The sequence below is a fragment of the Staphylococcus sp. FSL W8-1270 genome, assembly GCF_038007165.1.
Lineage (GTDB): Bacteria > Bacillota > Bacilli > Staphylococcales > Staphylococcaceae > Staphylococcus > Staphylococcus hominis.
Genome location: NZ_JBBOWQ010000001.1, coordinates 2,055,051 through 2,071,698, shown reverse-complemented (window position 1 = coordinate 2,071,698; position 16,648 = coordinate 2,055,051). Strand labels below are relative to the sequence as shown.

The window sequence follows — 16,648 nt, the reverse complement described above, 5'->3', positions numbered from 1 at the left end:
GTAGGCTCCTTGATTGATGTAAATAATTTCCATTATATGAAAATCGGTTTAGCCTCACCTGAAAAAATCCGTTCTTGGTCATATGGTGAAGTGAAAAAACCAGAAACAATTAACTATCGTACTTTGAAACCTGAGAAAGATGGTCTTTTCTGTGAAAGAATTTTTGGACCTACAAAAGACTGGGAGTGTAGTTGTGGTAAGTACAAACGTGTACGCTACAAAGGCATGGTTTGTGACCGTTGTGGTGTAGAAGTCACAAAATCTAAAGTTCGTCGTGAAAGAATGGGTCATATTGAATTAGCAGCACCTGTTTCTCACATTTGGTACTTTAAAGGTATCCCAAGTCGTATGGGTCTTTTATTAGATATGTCTCCAAGATCATTAGAAGAAGTTATTTATTTTGCTTCTTATGTGGTTGTAGATCCAGGTCCAACTGGATTAGAGAAAAAATCATTATTATCTGAAGCTGAATTCAGAGAATATTATGATAAATACCCAGGTCAATTTGTAGCAAAAATGGGTGCAGAAGGTATTAAAGACCTATTAGAAGAAATTGACTTAGATGAAGAATTAAAAGCATTACGTGATGAATTAGAATCAGCAACTGGACAAAGATTAACACGTGCAATTAAACGTTTAGAAGTTGTGGAATCATTTAGAAATTCTGGAAATAATCCTTCATGGATGATTTTAGATGTACTACCAATTATTCCACCAGAAATTCGTCCTATGGTTCAATTAGATGGTGGACGTTTTGCAACAAGTGATTTAAATGATTTATATCGTCGTGTTATTAACCGTAATAATCGTTTGAAACGTTTATTAGATCTTGGTGCTCCTGGTATCATCGTTCAAAACGAAAAACGTATGTTACAAGAAGCAGTAGATGCACTAATCGATAATGGTCGTCGTGGTCGTCCAGTAACTGGTCCAGGTAATAGACCATTGAAATCTTTATCACATATGTTAAAAGGTAAACAAGGTCGTTTCCGTCAAAACTTACTTGGTAAACGTGTTGACTACTCAGGTCGTTCAGTTATCGCGGTAGGACCAAACTTAAAAATGTATCAATGTGGTCTTCCAAAAGAAATGGCACTTGAATTATTTAAACCTTTCGTCATGAAAGAATTAGTTCAACGTGAAATCGCAACAAACATTAAAAATGCGAAAAGTAAAATTGAACGCATGGATGATGAAGTATGGGATGTATTAGAAGATGTCATTAAAGAACACCCAGTATTACTTAACCGTGCGCCAACGCTTCACAGATTAGGTATTCAAGCTTTCGAACCTACTTTAGTAGAAGGGCGTGCAATCCGTTTACATCCACTTGTAACAACAGCTTATAACGCTGACTTTGATGGTGACCAAATGGCGGTACACGTACCATTATCTAAAGAAGCACAAGCTGAAGCACGTATGTTAATGTTAGCGGCACAAAATATCTTGAACCCTAAAGATGGTAAACCAGTTGTTACACCATCACAAGATATGGTATTAGGTAACTATTACTTAACTTTAGAACGTAAAGATGCTGTAAATACTGGTATAATCTTTAATGATACAAATGAAGTACTTAAAGCATATGCAAATGGTTATGTTCATCTACACACTCGTATAGGTTTACATGCGCGTTCACTTAATAACCCTACATTTACAGAAGAACAAAATAATAAAATTTTAGCTACTTCTGTAGGTAAAGTGATCTTTAATGAAATCATTCCAGATTCATTTGCATATATTAATGAGCCTACTCAAGAAAACTTAGAAGATAAAACACCTGATAAATATTTTGTTGATCCAACACAATTAGGTGAAGGTGGTCTTAAAGCTTACTTCGAAGAGCAAGAACTTACTGCACCTTTCAACAAAAAATTCTTAGGTAATATTATTGCTGAAGTATTTAACAGATTTAGCATCACAGATACATCAATGATGCTTGATCGCATGAAAGACTTAGGATTCAAGTTCTCATCTAAAGCTGGTATTACAGTTGGTGTATCTGATATCGTAGTACTTCCAGATAAACAACAAATTTTAGATGAACACGAAAAATTAGTAGAACGTGTATCTAAACAATTTAATCGTGGTTTAATCACTGAAGATGAACGTTACAATGCAGTTGTTGAAATTTGGACAGATGCTAAAGATCAAATTCAAGGCGAATTAATGCAATCACTTGAAAAAACAAACCCAATCTTTATGATGAGTGACTCAGGTGCCCGTGGTAACGCATCTAACTTCACACAATTAGCCGGTATGCGTGGATTAATGGCTGCGCCATCAGGTAAAATTATTGAGTTACCAATTACTTCATCATTCCGTGAAGGTTTAACAGTATTAGAATACTTCATCTCAACTCATGGTGCGCGTAAAGGTCTTGCCGATACAGCACTTAAAACAGCCGATTCAGGTTATCTTACTCGTCGTCTTGTTGATGTTGCACAAGATGTTATCGTTCGTGAAGAAGATTGTGGTACGGACCGTGGTTTATTAGTTTCTGATATTAAAGAAGGTACAGAAATGATTGAACCATTTATCGAACGTATTGAAGGCCGTTATTCTAAAGAAACAATTCGTCATCCTGAAACGGATGAAATCATTATTCGTCCTGATGAATTAATCACACCTGAAATTGCTAAGAAAATTACAGATGCAGGTATTGAAAAAATGTATATCCGTTCAGCATTTACATGTAATACTCGTCATGGTGTATGTGAAAAATGTTACGGTAAAAACCTTGCTACAGGTGAAAAAGTTGAAGTAGGTGAAGCAGTTGGTACTATTGCCGCTCAATCAATTGGTGAGCCTGGTACTCAACTTACAATGCGTACCTTCCATACAGGTGGGGTAGCAGGAAGCGATATCACTCAAGGTCTTCCTCGTATCCAAGAGATCTTTGAAGCACGTAACCCTAAAGGTCAAGCGGTAATTACTGAAATCGAAGGTGTCGTTGAAGATATTAAATTAGCAAAAGATCGCCAACAAGAAATTGTGATTAAAGGCGCTAATGAAACAAGATCTTATCTTGCTTCAGGTACTTCAAGAATTAAAGTAGAAATCGGCCAATCAGTAGAACGTGGAGAAGTATTAACTGAAGGTTCTATTGAACCTAAGAACTTCTTAGCTGTTGCTGGTTTAAACGCGACTGAAAGCTACTTACTTAAAGAAGTGCAAAAAGTTTATCGTATGCAAGGTGTAGAAATTGATGATAAACACGTTGAAGTAATGGTTAGACAAATGTTACGTAAAGTAAGAATTATTGAAGCTGGTGACACTAAACTTCTACCAGGTTCATTAGTAGATATTCATAACTTTACTGATGCAAATAGAGAAGCGTTTAAAGAACGTAAACGCCCAGCTACTGCAAAACCAGTATTACTTGGTATTACTAAAGCATCTCTTGAAACAGAAAGCTTCTTATCTGCGGCTTCATTCCAAGAAACTACTCGTGTACTTACTGATGCTGCTATTAAAGGTAAACGCGATGACTTACTTGGACTTAAAGAGAATGTTATTATCGGTAAACTTATCCCAGCTGGTACAGGTATGAGACGTTATAGTGACGTTAAATACGATAAAGTGGGTACTCCAGTTGCTGAAGCTGACGAAGCAGAAGTGACTGAGTAATTAATGTGAAAGTAACTTGGAACTTTAATTTGTTCCAAGTTCTTTTCTTTTAATATTTACAGAAAATGATAAAAAATGTTGACTAATTATTATATAAAGTGTTATTATTGTAAAGGTTGATGCAAGCAGAACTTTGGAGGATATTTAATGTCTAATGAAAAAGTTGCACGCTTTAACAAACAACATTTTGTAGTTGGTCTTAAACAAACGTTAAAAGCGTTGAAAAAAGATCAAGTTGCATCATTGATTATTGCTAAAGATGTTGAGATATACTTATTAGCTCAAGTATTTAGCCAAATCAATCATAAAAGCATACCGATTACTTATTTCGAAAGCAAATCGGCTTTAGGAAAAGCAGTAGGTATTAATGTTAATGCGACAATTGTTGCGTTATTGAATGAGAATTAGTAAGTTTTTACACTTACTAAATTTTATTTAACCTAAAAATGAACCACCTGGATGTGTGGAATTAAAAAATGAAGAGAGGAGGACATTCAATGCCAACTATTAATCAATTAGTACGTAAACCTAGACAAAGTAAATCTAAAAAATCAGATTCACCAGCGTTAAACAGAGGTTTCAATAGTAAAAAGAAACAATTTACTAACTTAAACTCACCTCAAAAACGTGGTGTTTGTACTCGTGTAGGTACAATGACACCTAAAAAACCTAACTCAGCGTTACGTAAATACGCTCGTGTGCGTTTATCAAACAACATTGAAATCAACGCATACATTCCTGGTATCGGCCATAACTTACAAGAACACAGTGTTGTACTTGTACGTGGTGGACGTGTAAAAGACTTACCTGGTGTGCGTTACCATATTGTACGTGGTGCACTTGATACTTCAGGTGTAGATGGACGTAGACAAGGACGTTCATTATACGGAACTAAAAAACCTAAAAATTAAGTTTAAGATTGTGTAAATTTTACTATCAATTTTTAAGAATATATTATAATAGGAAGGGAGGACTTTATAATGCCTCGTAAAGGATCAGTACCTAAAAGAGACGTATTACCAGATCCAATTCATAACTCTAAGTTAGTTACAAAATTAATTAACAAAATTATGTTAGATGGTAAACGCGGAACAGCACAAAGAATTCTTTATTCTGCATTTGACCTTGTAGAACAACGCAGTGGTCGTGATGCTTTAGAAGTATTCGAAGAAGCTATTAACAACATTATGCCAGTATTAGAAGTAAAAGCGCGTCGTGTAGGTGGTTCAAACTACCAAGTACCTGTTGAGGTGCGCCCAGAACGTCGTACAACTTTAGGATTACGTTGGTTAGTAAACTACGCTCGTCTTCGTGGTGAAAAAACTATGGAAGATCGTTTAGCTAACGAAATCTTAGATGCTGCTAACAATACAGGTGGTGCAGTCAAAAAACGTGAGGACACTCACAAAATGGCTGAAGCGAACAAAGCATTCGCTCACTATCGTTGGTAAGATTGAAGCTTTAACCCTGAGTGTGTTCCGTCATATTGGTTTACCAAGTAAAATGGTTCATGCTTAGGGCATCGCCATATTCTATAGTACTTATTCAGTAATAACTGGAAGGAGAAAAACAATGGCTAGAGAATTTTCTTTGAAAAACACTCGTAACATCGGTATCATGGCTCACATCGATGCTGGTAAAACTACAACGACTGAACGTATTCTTTATTATACAGGTCGTATCCACAAAATTGGTGAAACACATGAAGGTGCTTCACAAATGGACTGGATGGAACAAGAACAAGATCGTGGTATTACAATCACATCAGCTGCAACAACAGCTTCTTGGAAAGACCACCGTGTTAACATTATCGATACACCAGGACACGTAGACTTCACTGTAGAAGTTGAACGTTCATTACGTGTACTTGACGGTGCGGTTACTGTACTTGATGCTCAATCAGGTGTAGAACCTCAAACTGAAACTGTTTGGCGTCAAGCTACTACTTATGGTGTTCCTCGTATTGTATTCGTTAACAAAATGGATAAACTTGGTGCAAACTTTGAGTATTCAGTAAGTACATTACATGATCGCTTACAAGCAAATGCAGCACCTATCCAATTACCAATTGGTGCCGAAGATGAATTTGAAGCAATCATTGACTTAGTTGAAATGAAATGTTTCAAATATACAAATGACTTAGGTACAGAAATTGAAGAAATTGAAATTCCTGAAGATCACAAAGAAAGAGCAGAAGAAGCTCGTTCTAACTTAATCGAAGCAGTTGCAGAAACTAGCGACGAATTAATGGAAAAATATCTTGGTGACGAAGAAATTTCAGTAGCTGAATTAAAAAATGCTATCCGTCAAGCAACTACTGACGTAGAATTCTACCCAGTACTTTGTGGTACAGCATTCAAAAACAAAGGTGTTCAATTAATGCTTAATGCAGTAATTGATTACTTACCATCACCATTAGATGTTAAACCTATCGTAGGTCATCGTGCTGAAAATCCTGATGAAGAAGTCATTGCAAAAGCTGACGATAATGCTGAATTCGCAGCGTTAGCTTTCAAAGTTATGACTGACCCTTATGTTGGTAAATTAACTTTCTTCCGTGTATATTCAGGTACGTTAACATCTGGTTCATACGTTAAAAACTCAACAAAAGATAAACGTGAACGTGTAGGTCGTTTATTACAAATGCATGCGAACTCTCGTCAAGAAATTGACACTGTTTACTCAGGAGATATCGCTGCAGCTGTAGGTCTTAAAGAAACAGGTACTGGTGACACTTTATGTGGTGAGAAAAATGACATTATCTTGGAATCAATGGAATTCCCAGAACCAGTTATTCACTTATCAGTAGAACCTAAGTCTAAAGCTGACCAAGATAAAATGACTCAAGCTTTAGTTAAATTACAAGAAGAAGACCCTACTTTCCATGCACATACTGACGAAGAAACTGGACAAGTTATCATCGGTGGTATGGGTGAGTTACACTTAGATATCTTAGTAGACCGTATGAAAAAAGAATTCAACGTTGAATGTAACGTAGGTGCACCAATGGTTTCATATCGTGAAACATTTAAACAATCTGCTCAAGTTCAGGGTAAATTCTCTCGTCAATCAGGTGGTCGTGGACAATATGGTGATGTTCATATTGAATTCACTCCAAATGAAACTGGCGCAGGTTTCGAATTCGAAAACGCTATCGTTGGTGGTGTAGTTCCTCGTGAATACATTCCATCAGTTGAAGCTGGTCTTAAAGATGCTATGGAAAACGGTGTATTAGCTGGTTATCCATTAATTGATGTTAAAGCTAAATTATTTGATGGTTCATACCATGATGTCGATTCATCAGAAATGGCCTTCAAAATTGCTGCATCATTAGCACTTAAAGAAGCTGCTAAGAAATGTGATCCAGTTATCTTAGAACCAATGATGAAAGTTACAATCGAAATGCCTGAAGAATACATGGGCGATATCATGGGTGACGTAACAGCTCGTCGTGGACGTGTTGATGGTATGGAACCACGTGGTAACGCACAAGTTGTTAACGCTTATGTACCACTTTCAGAAATGTTTGGTTACGCAACTTCATTACGTTCTAACACTCAAGGTCGCGGTACTTACACTATGTACTTTGACCATTATGCAGAAGTTCCAAAATCAATTGCTGAAGAAATCATCAAAAAAAATAAAGGTGAATAATATAACTTGTTTTAACTAGTAAATCTAGGTAAAATACAGCTTGAGCTTATTAATTAAGCATTCATCTTTATGAATTGATTTTTTATCCAAAATGCATTATAAAAGAACTATGAATTCTTTTTAGAACAATCATTATGTCTCATGATAGTGAGTAACTATCATGAGAGATAATATTGAAATAACTTTAACTAGAATAGGAGAGATTTAATAATGGCAAAAGAAAAATTTGATCGCTCAAAAGAACATGCCAATATTGGTACTATCGGTCACGTTGACCATGGTAAAACTACTTTAACAGCTGCTATCGCAACTGTATTAGCTAAAAATGGTGACACTGTAGCACAATCATATGACATGATTGACAACGCTCCAGAAGAAAAAGAACGTGGTATTACAATCAATACTGCACACATCGAATATCAAACTGACAAACGTCACTATGCTCACGTTGACTGCCCAGGACACGCTGACTATGTTAAAAACATGATCACTGGTGCTGCTCAAATGGACGGTGGTATCTTAGTAGTATCTGCTGCTGACGGTCCAATGCCACAAACTCGTGAACACATTCTTTTATCACGTAACGTTGGTGTACCAGCATTAGTAGTATTCTTAAACAAAGTTGACATGGTTGACGATGAAGAATTATTAGAATTAGTTGAAATGGAAGTACGTGACTTATTATCTGAATACGACTTCCCAGGTGACGACGTACCTGTAATCGCTGGTTCAGCTTTAAAAGCTTTAGAAGGCGATGCTCAATACGAAGAAAAAATCTTAGAATTAATGCAAGCAGTTGATGATTACATTCCAACTCCAGAACGTGACTCTGATAAACCATTCATGATGCCAGTTGAGGACGTATTCTCAATCACTGGTCGTGGTACTGTTGCTACAGGTCGTGTTGAACGTGGTCAAATCAAAGTTGGTGAAGAAGTTGAAATTATTGGTATCAAAGAAACTTCTAAAACAACTGTTACTGGTGTAGAAATGTTCCGTAAATTATTAGACTACGCTGAAGCTGGTGACAACATCGGTGCTTTATTACGTGGTGTTGCTCGTGAAGATGTACAACGTGGTCAAGTATTAGCTGCTCCAGGTTCAATTACACCTCACACAAAATTCAAAGCAGACGTATACGTTTTATCAAAAGATGAAGGTGGACGTCATACTCCATTCTTCACTAACTATCGTCCACAATTCTATTTCCGTACTACTGACGTGACTGGTGTTGTTAACTTACCAGAAGGTACTGAAATGGTAATGCCTGGCGACAACGTTGAAATGACAGTAGAATTAATCGCTCCTATCGCGATTGAAGACGGTACTCGTTTCTCAATCCGTGAAGGTGGACGTACTGTAGGATCAGGCGTTGTAACTGAAATCTTCGAATAATTTATTATTTGATATAGAAGACTCCCTTATTGGGAGTCTTTTTTTATTTGAAAATAAGACTTAAGTTCACTGTACTTTTATTTAGTAAAAAATATTAATAAAACAGCCCATAGATAAATACTATCTATGAGCTGTTTCAATCGTTTATATTCTAAGGTTTACGATACATATTTAACAAAGAATTAAAAAACGCTTTCAAGTTCTAAGATTTTAAGAAATTCACTTGCAGCATATTTAAATGCTGCTTCAACAATATCAAAATGCGGATTGTGATGTGGGGCTGTAATACCCTTATCAGCATTGCCACATCCAGTTAAGAAAAATGCGCCAGGTCGGACTTTTAGATAGTGTGAAAAGTCTTCACCAATCATCATCAATTCTGATTTATTAAAACGTAAATGTAAATCATTTGCCGCTTGTTTAACTGTTTCATAAGCTTCTTCATGATTATGAACTGGTAAATACCCTCTAATATACTCCATGTCATAAGTGACATCATTCGCTAATGCAAGACCTTGTAATAACTTATCCATTTTCTCTTGAATATGAGCTTGTAGTTCTGTATCAAATGTACGTACCGTCCCTTTGCAAAATGCCGAATCTGGAATAACACTATCAGAAGAACCTGCTTGTACCATACCAAAGGTTAATACTGCTTCTTTTACAGGATCGATGGTACGAGAAATGATTTTTTGAGCACTTAGTATAAACTCAGCCATAATTACAATTGGATCAATTGTTTCATGAGGTTTAGCACCATGTCCTCCTTTACCTTTAATGGTAATCGAGAATTCATCTGGAGAAGCCATGATTGCACCTGGTCTTGAATAAATTGTACCAGTGGGATAACCACTCCAAAGATGAGTACCATAAATTTTATCAACATCGTTTAAACAGCCATCATCAATCATTTCTTGAGAGCCACCTGGCATAATCTCTTCACCATATTGAAAAATAAATACAACATTTCCTTTTAATAAGTGGCGATGTTCATGAACAATTTCAGCAACACCTAATAAAATAGCAGTATGACCATCGTGACCACATGCATGCATAAAACCATCGTTTTTAGATTTATATGGAACGTCGTTTAATTCTTGGACTGGTAATGCATCGAAGTCTGCACGAAATGCAATAGTTGGACCATTTTCTTTCCCTTTAAAAGTTGCCTTGATACCATTTCGTCCTACAGGTGACACAATCTCACAGTCTAAATGACTTAACTGATTGAGAATGTAGTTATGTGTCCACGTTTCTTCAAAAGAAGGCTCTGGATATTGATGCATATAACGACGCATTTGAATCATTCTATTTTCTTTTTCACTGGCTAATTGAAACCAATCAAACACATTGACCACTTCTTCCTAATTATTATGAACTTTAGTATAACAAATTCTACTAAAACTCAGTAGTCACTCATTGTAATTTTATTAAAAGACACACTATCAAATATTAAATGAATTATCTTATAACATAAAATGATTATGATGATAATAAATTATGATGAATCAATAACAAAAGAGAAATGATGAGGCACATGGTTCAGTTGTGATAGATAAAGGCGCAGAAATAGTAAAACATTTAGGCTTACAAGACAAAATTGATTTCCAAAGCGGTACATTATTTAAAGCTATCGATGTCGTAGGTGATGATGTCGCACGCACTAAAAAATGTTAGATCAAGCATTTAAAGTATTAAAAGTTAGAAAAGGGTTAAATATTATTAAATAAACATTTAATTAATTTGAGTAATCTATTAGTTTTAATGTATAAATGGATTGTTTTTCATTTTTAGTGGTACACTAATTGTAAAAAAGAGGTGTATACATGCTTGAATTAAGAAAACTAGAGTATAAAGATAAAGAAAATTTAATTCGATATTTACAATATTGGTATGATAACAATGAGAAAATTATTCCATCTAATATTGATGTCGCACATTATCAATCTTTTGAACAAATGGTAGAACAATTGCATCATCCACCCGTAAATATGAATACCGTTCCTTCTACAACATTATTTTATTTTAAAAATGATGATATTGTTGGTGCAGTAAATATTCGTCATGAACTTAATGATAAATTAAAAAATATCGGAGGACATGTAGGCTATGGCGTCGCCAAACCATACAGAGGAAATGGTTATGCTTCAAGCATGTTAGAAGAAGCACTAAATAGACTAAATAAAATGGGGATACATAAAGTATTAATGACATGTAATCCTTATAATTATGCTTCACAAAAAGTAATAAAAAAACATGGAGGATATGAAATTAATTCGTATATTAAAAAAAACGGTCAGCCAGTAAGTCGATTTGAAATTCTAAATGATGGAAGGTGAAACTGTGAAAGATTTAAAAGTCGTATATGCACTCATACAAAATCAAGAAAGAAAAGTATTACTTGTTAATAATACAGATGGCGGGGGGTGGTCATTACCAGGAGGAAAGGTAGAAAAGGGAGAAACACTAGTTGAAGCTTTGAAACGTGAAGTAATGGAAGAAACAGGTCTTAATGCTAAGATTGGAGATATCGTAAGTATTAATGAAGGTAAATCCACTCAAATGAATGTACACACATTATTTATTATGTTTAAAGCTACAATTCCAAATGAAGTAATAGATATACAAATGAAAGATGAAATTTCAGAAACAAAATGGATGACCATCGAAGAAGCAGACCAAAAACTTACATATTATAATCACAGTTTAAAAGTATTTTTAGATAATAAAGCTACCTATTATAATGAAGGTGTTATAGATTGAAAAACAGGTATTACAACAATCATTTATAGTAAGATATAAAAAAATCACTTTTCTCATAAGAAAAGTGATGGGTGTCAAAAGTTTATAAATAGTTTCATATTGTTATGAAATCGCAAGGCACTTTACTATGTAAACTGTACCTTTTATTTACAATATAAAGATATCATCAATTGTATATCATCACAATAATAAGTTAATAAAATCTATAAAAAATATTAATATTCAATTGATTAGAATATATAATAATTAAAATGGATGATTGCTACTTCTAATCTATTGTTTAACAATATCCAAACAGTGGAGGTCTATGAAATGCTCGTTTTAAATGAACAGGATCAACAAAACTTATTAGATATGAAAGAAGTGATTGAAGAAGTCGGTCACGCGTTACAGGCGTTTTCAGAAGGAAAAACGGAAACGCCATTACGTTATGTATTACCTTTTAATAAAGAAAATAGATATTTAGTGATGCCAGCTTTATCAGACGAATTAAATATTGTCGGTATTAAAACAGTCACTTTCGCCCCTAATAATCCTAAACTAGATAAAAAAACAATTACTGGATCCGTATTGCTAAGTGATTATGATACAGGAGAAACCCTTGCTGTACTTGATGGTAGCTATTTAACTAAGATTCGTACTGGTGCCATTTCTGGTGTAGCTACAAAATATTTAGCGCGTGAAGATGCAAAAACATTGTGTGTGATTGGCGCTGGAGATCAAGCTGAGGGGCTCATTGCAGCGATATTAGCAGTGAGAGATATTGAAATGCTTCATATCTCGAGTCGTACAAGAACTAAAGCTGAAAAATTGGCTGAATTTGTGAAACAAACGTATCACGTGTCAACAAAAGTCTTCGATGAAGCGGATCAAGCCATGGAAAACGCAGATATTGTTGCGACAGCTACAAATTCAAATAAACCGGTATTTTCTCATTCATTACATCCCGGTGTTCATTTAAATGCAGTGGGTTCATTTAAACCTGAAATGCAAGAACTACCTTCAGAAACGATGTTGATTGCTAATAAAATAGTTGTTGAATCTACAGAAGCAGCAATGGAAGAAACAGGTGATTTAAAAGTACCATTAGAAGAAGGTATCATTACTGAGCAATCACTACATGGTGAACTAGGAGATATTGTAAGTGGAAAAATATCTGGACGTGATGAAGAAGAAGAAGTAACAGTATTTAAATCAGTAGGTTTAGCTATTGTAGATATAGTGGTGGCACAATACTTTTATAAAAAAGCTCAACAAATTAATTAACCATATACTATATAAAAAAATAGATACCGTATCAGTGATAACGTAGCCATGGCTGATACGGTATTTTATTGTATAAAGAAAATCAATAAGAGTGATACAAAATATTTCTTCATATTCGCCTCCTTTTAAAAATAATTAACAAGTTTATAGTAGCCTATAGGCATTGAGATATAAGAAGGAAAAAAATAATTTACGATAATTTTAAAAATGATTAACAAACAAAACGTAAGTTAAATCAAATAATTTATTAGAAGAATAAAATTATCACTTTAACGTATAATCTAATGATATATGTAAGCATTTTTATAACATAGTGAATCTAGGAATATGGGGAGTTCTAAAAAAACACTATTAGGATATATAAGACAAAGGGAGAAATGACAATGAAGAGAATTGTAATTACAGGAGCACTAGGACAAATAGGAACTGAATTGGTACTAAAATGTAGACAATTATATGGGAAAAATAATGTATTAGCCACTGATATTAGAGAGCCAGAACCACATTCATTGATTAGTGACAGCCCATTTGAATTACTTGATGTAACAGATCGTGACGCAATGATGGGTGTAGTAGAAGACTTTAGAGCAGATACACTTATGCATATGGCTGCATTACTTTCTGCAACAGCTGAAAAAAATCCGTTGCAGGCTTGGGATTTAAATATGGATGGGTTAATAAATGCTTTAGAAACTGCAAGAATGTATGACTTACATTTCTTTATGCCAAGTTCAATTGGGGCATTTGGTGCGTCTACACCTAAGAAAAACACACCTCAAAATACGATTCAACAACCGACAACAATGTACGGAATAAATAAAGTTGCAGGTGAATTATTATGCCAATATTACTTTAAAAAATTTGGCGTCGACACACGTAGTGTAAGATTTCCAGGGCTCATTTCACATGCCAAAAAGCCAGGCGGAGGTACTACAGATTACGCAGTAGAAATATATTTCGAAGCGGTTAGACATGGTCACTACACGAGCTATATCGCTAAAAATACGTATATGGATATGATGTATATGGATGATGCCATTGATGCGATTATTCAACTTATGGAAGCGGATAGTAAGAAACTTGTAACACGCAATGGTTATAATTTAAGCGCAATGAGTCTTGAACCTGAGATGATTAAGAAAGAAATTCAGAAATATATTCCAGAATTCACCTTAGATTATGATGTCGATCCAGTAAGACAAACGATTGCAGATACATGGCCAGATAATATTGATACCAGTTATTCTCGAAAAGAATGGGGCTTTAATCCAAAGTATCATTTGGCTAAAATGACAGAAACAATGATACGAACGATTAAAGAAAAGACATAAGTTCATAATTAAAAAGGTGTCTTTGGAATTTGACTCTCTTTTAAAGAATAAAAAAAGAAAAGGGTTTCATTTTTTATTTTGTTTGAATTTTTAGAAAATTTATTGAATAGACTATCTGAGATTGCTATAATTTATATTAAATCTTATTCATGAAATATATTAGGAGGCTTCAACATGTCAGAAAAAGTTAAATTTGAACAACGTGACACACTTAAAGAAAAACCAGAAGGAAATCTTGGATTTGGGCAATATTTTACTGACTATATGTTAAGTGTAGATTATGATGAAGAAAAAGGCGGTTGGCAAGAATTAAAAATTGTTCCTTATGCACCGTTTGAAATTTCTCCAGCAGCACAAAGTTTACACTATGGTCAAGCTGTATTTGAAGGTTTAAAAGCATATAAACATAATGGTGAGGTCGTATTATTCCGTCCAGATCAAAACTTCAAACGTATCAATGATTCATTAGCGCGTTTAGAAATGCCTAAAGTAGATGAAGAATTATTATTAGATGGTTTGAAACAACTTGTCGATATCGAACGTGATTGGGTACCAGAAGGCGAAGGTCAATCTTTATATATTCGTCCATTCGTATTCGCTACAGAAGGTATTTTAGGTGTTCGTGCTTCTAAAAAATATAAATTATTAATTATCTTATCTCCATCAGGTGCTTACTACGGCGGTGATACATTAAAATCAACAAAAATTTATGTTGAAGATGAATATGTACGTGCAGTTCGTGGGGGGGTAGGATTTGCTAAAGTAGCAGGTAACTATGCAGCAAGTTTATTAGCACAAACGAATGCGAATAACTTAGGATATGATCAGGTATTATGGTTGGACGGCGTTGAACAAAAATATGTTGAAGAAGTAGGTAGTATGAACATTTTCTTCGTTGAAAATGGCAAATTAGTAACACCTGCGTTAAATGGTAGTATTTTACCTGGTATTACACGTAAATCAATTATCGAATTAGCAAAAGAATTAGGCTATGAAGTCGAAGAACGTAAAGTATCTATTGATGAATTATTCGAAGCTTACGATAAAGGTGAATTAACAGAAGTATTTGGTTCTGGTACGGCAGCAGTCATCTCTCCAGTAGGTACATTAAAATATGAAGATAGAGAAATTGTGATTAATAATAACGAACCTGGAGAAATCACTAAAAAATTATATGACACATACACTGGCATCCAAAGTGGTAAATTAGAAGATAAACATGGCTGGAGAGTCATTGTGCCGGAATATAAATAACTTGTAAAAACAAGCTAGAAACGTTGTAACTATGCGATTTCTAGCTTGTTGTTTTTTTAGTAATTATAAATTGAATACGTTTTGAATACGTTATTGTTAAAAACTAATATAATTAGCAAACTTCTCAGCAACTTTTTCACGTTGTTTTTCGGTAATATGAGCATAAACATCCATTGTTGTATTAATATCACCATGTCCGAGTCTATCTTGCACTTCTTGAATAGATAAGCCCGCTTCAAATAGTAATGAACAATGAGTATGTCTAAAACCATGAATTTTAATTTTTTTAAAGTTATATTTTTTACATATTTTATCCATTGCTTTATTGGGGTGCTGCACTTGTAGACGTTTATTTGTTCGTAAATTTGTAAATAAGCATTGTGATTTATTACTTGTGTTATGTCCATGCATTAAACAAAGTTTACGTTGTTCTACACGCCAATTTTTTAATATTGAAAGCGTACGATCATCAATGCTTATAACTCTTATAGATGAATGAGTTTTAGGAGGTTGTATAATCTCTTTACTGTTAAGTCCAATAGTAACAGTTTTATCTATACTGATTGTTTTATTTTTAAAGTTTATATCTTCCCAAGTTAAAGCCATTAATTCCCCTCTACGCATACCAGTAAATCCTAAAAGTCGAAACATAGCATAATACATTAAATCGTCTTTAATAAGTTCTAGAAATTGTTTTAATTCATCACTAGAATAATAGGTTAAATGCTCATTGCTTTTATTTCTTGTTCTTTTCGGTAATTTAGTATATTTAAATGGATTCTCATGTATTATTTTTAACATAACAGCATATTCAAATACATTCGCAGCGTATACCTTAATATTTCTAAAATCCTTATAATTTTCTATCCAGTAGTTTATAACTTTTTGACAATAAGGTGTAGTGATACTTTGAATAGGCATATTATCAAATTCTTTAAGTATTTTTATTTTAAACATATTACTAACTCTAACAAATGTACTTTCTCTAACGGTGCATTTATATTGCTCTATCCATAACTCATATACTTGCTTAAAAGTCGTGATATCAGTATTTAGAAATCCCTTACTTTGTATTTCTGTTTGCAGCTTAGCTTCTGCAATTTTGGCCTCTCTTTCAGTTTTAAAGCCACGTCTTGTTGTTCGCTTCTGCTTACGAGTAATTGGATCAACACCGAGATATGCAACAAACATATACGCCGTTGAGCCGTCTTTCTTTTTATATTTCTTAATCATTGTAAATCAATCCTTTCTACTTGCCCGCATGCGTTTGATTGGATTGAACACACCTTTGAGAGTGGTTACTCATTGGTGCGGTAATAGTATTAATATTACTATAAGTGAATTTGTAGTAGGGT

13 protein-coding genes and 1 pseudogene are annotated in these 16,648 nt (G+C 34.2%); 12 read left to right on the top strand and 2 right to left on the bottom strand.

Annotated elements, in window-relative coordinates; genetic code table 11:
* Nucleotides 1-36: 36 nt before the first annotated feature.
* The 6 genes from rpoC to tuf all read left to right on the top strand — a co-directional run bounded on the left by rpoC (nt 37) and on the right by tuf (nt 8,679).
* Nucleotides 37-3,630, top strand: coding sequence for a DNA-directed RNA polymerase subunit beta' (gene rpoC, locus NSU06_RS10350; RefSeq protein ID WP_161795359.1), 3,594 nt, complete (start codon nt 37-39; stop codon nt 3,628-3,630).
* 147 nt (nt 3,631-3,777) lie between these two features.
* Nucleotides 3,778-4,038 (top strand): ribosomal L7Ae/L30e/S12e/Gadd45 family protein, encoded by a 261-nt coding sequence (locus NSU06_RS10345; RefSeq protein ID WP_017175319.1) that lies wholly within the window; start codon nt 3,778-3,780, stop codon nt 4,036-4,038.
* A gap of 89 nt (nt 4,039-4,127) precedes the next feature.
* Nucleotides 4,128-4,541, top strand: a complete 414-nt coding sequence (gene rpsL, locus NSU06_RS10340) for a 30S ribosomal protein S12 (protein WP_016931318.1) — start codon at nt 4,128-4,130, stop codon at nt 4,539-4,541.
* 69 nt (nt 4,542-4,610) lie between these two features.
* A complete protein-coding gene (gene rpsG, locus NSU06_RS10335; RefSeq protein WP_001137495.1) occupies nt 4,611-5,081 on the top strand; it encodes a 30S ribosomal protein S7 in 471 nt (156 codons plus the stop codon).
* A gap of 121 nt (nt 5,082-5,202) precedes the next feature.
* The gene (gene fusA / locus NSU06_RS10330) at nt 5,203-7,284 is read left to right on the top strand and encodes an elongation factor G (protein WP_017175320.1); all 2,082 of its coding nucleotides are present in this window, start codon (nt 5,203-5,205) and stop codon (nt 7,282-7,284) included.
* Between the two features lie 210 nt (nt 7,285-7,494).
* On the top strand, nt 7,495-8,679 hold the full coding sequence (gene tuf, locus NSU06_RS10325) for an elongation factor Tu (RefSeq protein ID WP_017175321.1): 1,185 nt from the start codon (nt 7,495-7,497) through the stop codon (nt 8,677-8,679).
* A 182-nt stretch (nt 8,680-8,861) separates the two neighbouring features.
* Here tuf and NSU06_RS10320 read toward each other — a convergent pair whose 3' ends face one another.
* Complete coding sequence (locus NSU06_RS10320; RefSeq protein ID WP_340779980.1) at nt 8,862-10,028, bottom strand: M20 family metallopeptidase; 1,167 nt, start codon at nt 10,026-10,028, stop codon at nt 8,862-8,864.
* A 178-nt stretch (nt 10,029-10,206) separates the two neighbouring features.
* Here NSU06_RS10320 and NSU06_RS10315 point away from each other — a divergent pair.
* The 6 genes and pseudogenes from NSU06_RS10315 to NSU06_RS10290 all read left to right on the top strand — a co-directional run.
* Nucleotides 10,207-10,350 (top strand): annotated as a pseudogene (locus tag NSU06_RS10315) (8-amino-7-oxononanoate synthase); the annotation flags it as partial.
* A gap of 155 nt (nt 10,351-10,505) precedes the next feature.
* Nucleotides 10,506-11,018, top strand: coding sequence for a GNAT family N-acetyltransferase (locus NSU06_RS10310; RefSeq protein WP_049420610.1), 513 nt, complete (start codon nt 10,506-10,508; stop codon nt 11,016-11,018).
* Between the two features lie 4 nt (nt 11,019-11,022).
* A complete protein-coding gene (locus tag NSU06_RS10305) occupies nt 11,023-11,442 on the top strand; it encodes an NUDIX hydrolase (RefSeq protein ID WP_049420614.1) in 420 nt (139 codons plus the stop codon).
* Between the two features lie 312 nt (nt 11,443-11,754).
* On the top strand, nt 11,755-12,708 hold the full coding sequence (locus tag NSU06_RS10300) for an ornithine cyclodeaminase family protein (protein WP_340779978.1): 954 nt from the start codon (nt 11,755-11,757) through the stop codon (nt 12,706-12,708).
* A 383-nt stretch (nt 12,709-13,091) separates the two neighbouring features.
* Nucleotides 13,092-14,039: an NAD-dependent epimerase/dehydratase family protein gene (locus NSU06_RS10295; RefSeq protein ID WP_019835793.1), complete on the top strand. Its 948-nt coding sequence runs from the start codon at nt 13,092-13,094 to the stop codon at nt 14,037-14,039.
* 174 nt (nt 14,040-14,213) lie between these two features.
* Nucleotides 14,214-15,293 (top strand): branched-chain amino acid aminotransferase, encoded by a 1,080-nt coding sequence (locus tag NSU06_RS10290; RefSeq protein WP_019835794.1) that lies wholly within the window; start codon nt 14,214-14,216, stop codon nt 15,291-15,293.
* 96 nt (nt 15,294-15,389) lie between these two features.
* Here the strand turns inward: NSU06_RS10290 and NSU06_RS10285 are convergent, their stop codons facing one another.
* Nucleotides 15,390-16,526 (bottom strand): site-specific integrase, encoded by a 1,137-nt coding sequence (locus NSU06_RS10285; protein WP_048761970.1) that lies wholly within the window; start codon nt 16,524-16,526, stop codon nt 15,390-15,392.
* Between the last annotated feature and the right edge of the window lie 122 nt (nt 16,527-16,648).

Bases quoted from the DNA above. Each gene is read 5' to 3' on its own strand.
- NSU06_RS10300 (WP_340779978.1), top strand. From the start codon at position 11,755: ATGCTCGTTTTAAATGAACAGGATCAACAAAACTTATTAGATATGAAA.
- NSU06_RS10310 (WP_049420610.1), top strand. From the start codon at position 10,506: ATGCTTGAATTAAGAAAACTAGAGTATAAAGATAAAGAAAATTTAATT.
- rpsG (WP_001137495.1), top strand. From the start codon at position 4,611: ATGCCTCGTAAAGGATCAGTACCTAAAAGAGACGTATTACCAGATCCA.
- NSU06_RS10345 (WP_017175319.1), top strand. From the start codon at position 3,778: ATGTCTAATGAAAAAGTTGCACGCTTTAACAAACAACATTTTGTAGTT.
- NSU06_RS10290 (WP_019835794.1), top strand. From the start codon at position 14,214: ATGTCAGAAAAAGTTAAATTTGAACAACGTGACACACTTAAAGAAAAA.
- fusA (WP_017175320.1), top strand. From the start codon at position 5,203: ATGGCTAGAGAATTTTCTTTGAAAAACACTCGTAACATCGGTATCATG.
- NSU06_RS10285 (WP_048761970.1), bottom strand. From the start codon at position 16,526: ATGATTAAGAAATATAAAAAGAAAGACGGCTCAACGGCGTATATGTTT.
- tuf (WP_017175321.1), top strand. From the start codon at position 7,495: ATGGCAAAAGAAAAATTTGATCGCTCAAAAGAACATGCCAATATTGGT.
- rpoC (WP_161795359.1), top strand. From the start codon at position 37: ATGAAAATCGGTTTAGCCTCACCTGAAAAAATCCGTTCTTGGTCATAT.
- NSU06_RS10295 (WP_019835793.1), top strand. From the start codon at position 13,092: ATGAAGAGAATTGTAATTACAGGAGCACTAGGACAAATAGGAACTGAA.
- rpsL (WP_016931318.1), top strand. From the start codon at position 4,128: ATGCCAACTATTAATCAATTAGTACGTAAACCTAGACAAAGTAAATCT.